Annotated in this window: 4 protein-coding genes; 2 read left to right on the plus strand and 2 right to left on the minus strand. The window is 58.8% G+C overall.

Going from position 1 to position 6,308, the window contains the following annotated elements; all coding sequences use genetic code 11:
• Window positions 1-289: 289 nt before the first annotated feature.
• Both H1Y01_RS04775 and H1Y01_RS04780 read right to left on the minus strand, forming a co-directional pair.
• Entirely contained in the window at window positions 290-2,515 is a 2,226-nt protein-coding gene (locus tag H1Y01_RS04775; RefSeq protein ID WP_180539128.1) for a response regulator, read from the minus strand.
• 82 nt (window positions 2,516-2,597) lie between these two features.
• Complete coding sequence (locus H1Y01_RS04780; RefSeq protein ID WP_180539129.1) at window positions 2,598-3,659, minus strand: lipocalin-like domain-containing protein; 1,062 nt, start codon at window positions 3,657-3,659, stop codon at window positions 2,598-2,600.
• Window positions 3,660-3,684: 25 nt separating this feature from the next.
• Between H1Y01_RS04780 and metX the strand changes: the two genes are divergently transcribed.
• Together metX and metW are read left to right on the plus strand one after the other, a co-directional pair.
• Window positions 3,685-4,803, plus strand: coding sequence for a homoserine O-acetyltransferase MetX (metX, locus tag H1Y01_RS04785; protein ID WP_180539130.1), 1,119 nt, complete (start codon window positions 3,685-3,687; stop codon window positions 4,801-4,803).
• Complete coding sequence (gene metW, locus H1Y01_RS04790) at window positions 4,800-5,405, plus strand: methionine biosynthesis protein MetW (RefSeq protein WP_180539131.1); 606 nt, start codon at window positions 4,800-4,802, stop codon at window positions 5,403-5,405. The genes metX and metW overlap by 4 nt, the downstream gene beginning before the upstream one ends.
• The last annotated feature ends 903 nt before the right edge of the window (window positions 5,406-6,308 follow it).

Here is a 6,308-nt window from a genome sequence, read left to right on the forward strand (position 1 = left end):
AAATGGGTTCCACACTAACCGGCGTCCCTCTTTATAAGCTCAAAGGCTATCGCGAGCTCGAGCCCGTCGATATTCCGTTGCCGAACGGCGCCGTACTTCCGATCGTTCGTATGTCTAAGACTCTATAAGTTTCCAGGAGCCGGTGGGTAGGAGTCGACAAACACCGCTTGCTGACGCGCGCGGCTCTGTAGACCAAGTACATTACAGAGTTCGGGGGGACCGTACAGCCCCACTCCGAGCCCGACCGAAAGGGAGGGTATCCGGGTGGAAGGGGCCGCGCGACGGACGGCTAGAGTTTCGCTTGAGAATCGGATTCCCCTCCGGCATCGCGCGCCTCTTCGAGGACGCGCCGGACGCTCTCAACCAGCGATGCCGCGCTATACGGCTTTTGAATGAAAGCGGCCAGGCCTTTTCCGGTGAACCTCTGAACGGCCTCCACTTCGTTATAGCCGCTACTCAGGATGACCGGCGTTTCGGGGTCAATCCTTTTTAGCTCCCGAAACGTCTCTGCCCCGCTCATTACCGGCATCGTCATATCCAGAATAACGGCCGATATCTTCTTGCCCATCACGCGGAAGAGATCCACACCCTCTTTCCCATGTTCAGCCGTATAAACGGTATACCCATACCGCTCGAGTATCGACTTCGCTCCCAGCCTGACGAACGCTTCATCATCGACGACCAGAATACTTTCGACACCTCGCTTAAGTGCCGGGATGGCCTTGGGAGCAACCGGCGGCCTGGTCTGGCCGGTAGCGGGAAACAGAACTTTGAAAGTGGTCCCGTGTCCCGGAGTGCTATACACCTTGAGGGCTCCTCTATGTGCCCGTACGATTCCCAGAACCGCCGCTAACCCGAGCCCACGCCCCGTAAACTTAGTTGTAAAGAATGGATCGAATATCTTAGCTACCGTTTCTTCGTCCATCCCGCTGCCGTTATCGTGAACCTCTAAGACGACATACTTTCCCGGTGAAATCTGTTCCGGCGTCAGGACCGCGCGAATATATTGCTCGTCGACATCCTGCGTTCCGGTTGTTACCAGAACGTTCCCGCTTTGTTCCCCCACAGCTTCAGCCCCGTTGATCACCAGGTTCATGATGAGTTGCTGTATCTGACTCGCGTCCGCTTCAATACAGGGAAGCTGGGGAGTCAGTTGCAGGCGCAGTTGCACTGTCTTTGGAATACTTGTCTGCACCAGGGTGCTGATTTGACTTACCAGATCCGATAAGTCGATGGGCTCAACTAGAAACCGTCCTTTTCCCGCATACGCAAGTAACTGCCGGGTCAGCGTCGCAGCCGACTCGCTCGCGGCGACCACATCCCGCAGCATGCCGTGCGCCGGACTATTGCTGCTGATCGTATCCATTGCCAGGCTCGCATTCCCCAGAATGCCTACCAGCAGATTATTGAAATCATGCGCCACTCCGCCCGCCAGAAGTCCGAGCGATTCGAGCTTCGCCGCCTCGCGCAGGCGGGCTTCCACCCGGGCCGATTCCGCCGCGGCCTGCTTTTGCTGTGTGATGTCCTGGTGGATCGCGGATAGAAACCGATTCCCGCTCTCCTCGTGCAGGTTGAAGCGGGAGGCGCACCAGAACTCCGCGCCGGAAGGGGTCGCCTGGCGCGTCTCGCCCTCCCAAAACGCGTCCCGTTCACACGCGTCCCGAATCTGTTGAAACACGCGCCGTTGCTGTTCGGCGTCCCCCGCGAAAATCGATTCCGCCGGCCGGCCCAGCATCGCCGGATCCCCATACATGCGGTCGAAGCTCGGATTGGTCTGGATAATCCGGCCATCCGGAAGCGAGACGACCTCAAACCCCTGCCGCATTCCGGAGATAATGCGTTCAAGGCGCACGCGCGCCTGCTCCGTCCGGAGCCTGTCGGTCAGATCGCGAAATACCAGAAGTCGTCCGTAGCCGGGCACATCGGCAGCGAAGCGTTCGATTTCTCTGCCCTCCGGGGATGTCCAGATGCCGCGCCCCCCAGGCACATCGAAGACCGGGTCCACCGTCGTTTCGGGAAGCATTTCCGCCGCAGCGCGATTCCGCAGCAACACGTGTCCGGTTGCGTCTACGAGCAGCACGGCTTCTTCCACCGCGTCGATCACCGCGGCCAGCAGCGTACTCTGCTCGCGCAGTTCCGAAGCTTCCCGTTCGAGCTGTTGCGCCCGCTCCGGCATCTTGAGGAATTCGAATGTCCGAGGGATAAGGACGATCGCGGTTGTAACCGAAGCAACCGCGGTACCCAGATTCCAGAAGCCTTTCGTCCAGTAGATCGGCTTCCAGATCGAGATGATGTCGATAAAGTGACCGCCTCCGCAGAGCGCGATAAAGCAGGCGAACAGCAGCAGGATTGGCTCTAGTTTCAGAGTCAACTTCCTTCTCCAGGCAATCAGCACAAGCGCCAGGGGGATGGAGTAGTAAGAGAGGGTGACGGCGGCGTCGGTCGCTACATTGAGCCCGATCAACCACGGATTCCACGTCATACACCAGCCGTGCGGCATGAACAGAGAATGCATCCTACTTTGATTTTCCTCTTAAGGGCATAAGGGAAGCATTAAGACGCTGGGGCTTAGCTCTGTTGTACGGACGATTGCGCTCCTACTCGGTACTCTGCGACCCCCCCAGTGCCTTTCCGTAGCCTGTCATCTCCAGATAGCCGACGCCGTGCGCCGACCCGTTGTAATTGACGGCACCTTCCCAATATTGAGGGCCGCGCGTCACGGCGAGCTCCTGGTTCGGAAGGACGGGGGTGCAATGCAGATCGAGACCCAGCGACGGGATTCCAATCGTCCACGTGACCGGATAACGCGCGCCGGTCGCCGGGCTTTTCCAGACCTCGCCTGGCGTCAGGCGGAAGTCCGCGGCGCGCAGGTGCCGCGCATGGCCGTTGCGATCGATGAAGGTTCCGGAAGAGTACGGGTCGGCGCTGCGGTCTTTGCGCCGCAGCTGATAGAGCATCACCTCGGTCCCGTTGTCGAGTTGAATGCTGAACCAGTCCCATCCGGCTTGACCGCCGGCAAGCGCGCTGCTGAACCACTCGTGATCCATCCAGGCCTGGCCGGAGACTTTGTACTCGCGGCCGCCGTTTGAGATCGACCCCGTTACTTTGAGCAGGGGGAAAGAGACGTAATGGGAAGCGTTGCCGGCGCCTTCCGACTTCTGATCCACACCGTTCTCGCCTTCAATTACGAAGGGCTTGGCGGGTGAGCAGGAGAGCGTGAAATGGAAGTCCGTCGTGGCAGCCGTGAGCGTCTGTTCTTCCCCGCGCCAGATGTCGAACCAGTTGCCGTTCCATATTCTCTGTTGCGCGAAGCTGGCGCCGGCGATGCCAGGTCCACCGCGGTTCAGGCGCTCGTCGGATACAAAGCGGCGGCCGGTCGCGTCGGTCAACGCGGCATGCGCGAAATAGATATCGTCGATCCGCCAGGGCGACGGGTTGGTGCGCGGCGTTGACCGGTCTCCTTCCCGGAAAAACACGAGTTCGAACCCGAAGCGGCGGCCGTCAGCAGTCCAGACATTCCCCGTGTAGTACCACCATTCGGTGCGGAAATCCGGGTGCTCGAAGTGGTCGCGCGGGAACGAATACCGGTAGCCGGGCAGCGCGTCGCGCCAGGGCGGTTGGATGGCTGCGAGCAGCAGCAGGATGACGGCTCGATACAAGCTTCATTGCTACCATGACTTCGGAATGACAGTGACCTGCCCGGTTCAAACGCAGGTGGTGCGATTCGACGGCATCGATCTGGATAACGGCGCGCGCATTGCGCCGGTGGAAGCGGCGTACGAAAGTTACGGGACTCTGAACGCGGAGGGGTCGAACGCCATCCTCATCACCCATGCGTTCTCCGGAGACGCGCACGCCGCCGGCATCAGCGAAGAGACGGGCAAGCCGGGCTGGTGGGATAACTCGATCGGACCCGGCCTGGCCTTCGACACGGACAAGTACTTCGTATTCTGCAGCAACATTCTCGGCGGATGCCAGGGGACGACCGGGCCGTCATCCATTGATCCGAAGACGGGTTCACCGTGGGGTATGTCGTTTCCGGCGGTGACGGTCGGGGACATGGTGCGGCTGCAAAAGATGTTGGCGGAGCATCTGGGAATTCGGCAGCTACTGGCGGTGGCCGGGGGTTCCATGGGAGGGATGCAGGTGCTGGAGTGGGCCGTGTCGTATCCCGATTCCGTGCGGGCGGCGATCGTGATCGCCAGTACGGCGCGGCATAGCGCCCAGCAGATCGCATTCAACGAAGTCGGACGTCAGGCGATACTTGCCGACCCCGACTGGAACGGTGGCGATTACTACAGCGGCAACCCGCCGGCGCGCGGACTGGCGGTGGCGCGCATGGTTGGCCACATCACTTATATGAGCGATGGATCGATGCGCGAGAAGTTCGGGCGGAGGCGCAAGGGTAAGTCGACGACCAGCCTGGATCTGGAGCCGGAGTTCGAAGTCGAAAGCTATCTGCGTTATCGCGGGCACCAGTTCGTGACGCGCTTCGATGCGAACTCGTATATCTACATAACGAAAGCCATGGATACCTTCGACCTATCGGAAGGGCGCGAGTCGTTGTCGGCTGCGTTCCGCGATGTAACTACGCGCTTCCTGGTGATCAGCTTTACTTCGGATTGGTTGTATCCGAGTTATCAGGCGCAGGAGATCGTGCGTACTCTAAGGCGGCGCAATCATGACGTAGCTTACTGCGAGCTACCTTCGACTTATGGGCACGACGCATTCTTAGTCGATATCGCCGACCAGACGGAACTCATCCGCGGCTTTCTGGCAAGCACGGCCGCCGAGATCGAATGACAACAACACCCGCTGCGCTGGCGGATCGTAGCGACTTTGCAGTGATCGGGCGGCTGGTGGCGCCGGGCAGCCGCGTGCTCGATTTGGGTTGCGGCGAAGGCGAACTATTGGCGTGGCTCAAGCAGCATAAAAACGTAACGGCGCGCGGCGTCGAGATCTCGCCCACTCAAGTGCGGCACGCGATCGCCCGCGGGGTATCGGCGTTTCAAGGCGATCTGAACGAAGGGCTGGCCGACTTTCCCGATGGCGTTTTCGATTACGTGATTCTGAGCCAGACGCTGCAGGAAATTCGCGATCCGGTGCGCGTGATCCACGACATGCTGCGCGTGGGGAAACATGCCATCGTTTCGTTTCCGAACTTCGGACACTGGCACGTGCGGAGGACGATGCTTTTCCGTGGACGGAGTCCGCGCACGCGCGCGTTTCCTTACGAGTGGTATGAAACGCCGAACATCCACTTCCTGAGCGTGAGCGATTTCGAGACGCTGGCGGCGCAGGAGAAGTTCGTGGTGGAGCACCGGGAGTTTTTGACCGGCCAGCGGCGGATTGGTTTGCTTCCTAACCTGCGCGCGGAGGTAGCGGTGTTTTTACTGACACGCTAGTTTCATCGTTTTTGCGATGACCGGTCTTTGTGCCTCACTCTCGATTGTTCGATGACCCAGAACATGAGCTATTGATCTGGACTTACTCCGACCTTGAGAACTATGTATCTGGAGAATCGATCTTGCGTCGAGAACCGCGGCATCCATTAGAACCGCATTGCCCCTGTTGAGAGCGCCGATGATTACCGGAATTTCCTCGGAAGGGACCACCTTGGAAAGATCAACGGTGGGAGGTATGGCGCCCGTTTCCCGGTACTTCAGAAGAGATTCGTAAAAGGGAGAGAGTTGACTTGCCGCGTGCATAGACCCACAAAGGGCGAGGAAAAAGGATACCGCGATCATTCGGTATGTGCATCTTCGTTTCATCAAGCGATCCCTTGTCTCTTTAGTTACCTGTCTGGCAAACGGTGCTCACATAGTTGGTGTCGTTCTTGGCGAACCGTTGAATGTACCACGTATTCGCGGTGGGGGGTCCAGCGGCTGTCCATGAAGCACCCCCTGGCTGTGTTCAGGCTCCAATCGGACTGCTCCCTGTTTGAATTCAATGTGGGGCGGCTCCGACATCAACTGGAACGTTGAACGCAAGGTAGCTGGGCGGAAAGCTCCGTGGACGAGGCGAGGAGGTACAGGTTTAGCGAAAATAACGCAAGTCGCTTCATCAAAATCCCGTCGATAAAAGCGACGGGCGTCATCATGTCACAGTACTTTTGCGTTTTGGGTTAGGTGCGATTTTTCTGACAATTCGCTGAATCATTCGATAAGAGCGACGGGCGTCATCATGTCAGCATTATTGTTCTTTTTTCTGGTCGTCCCGGAGGTGTATCAGTTCCTGTCTTACACCGGTGGTGCGAACAGCGGTATTTCTGCTGACACGGAGTGTTACAGGGAAGTACTAGGAAGCTC

The organism is Nevskia soli (assembly GCF_903970205.1).
GTDB lineage: Bacteria > Acidobacteriota > Terriglobia > Bryobacterales > Bryobacteraceae > Bog-113.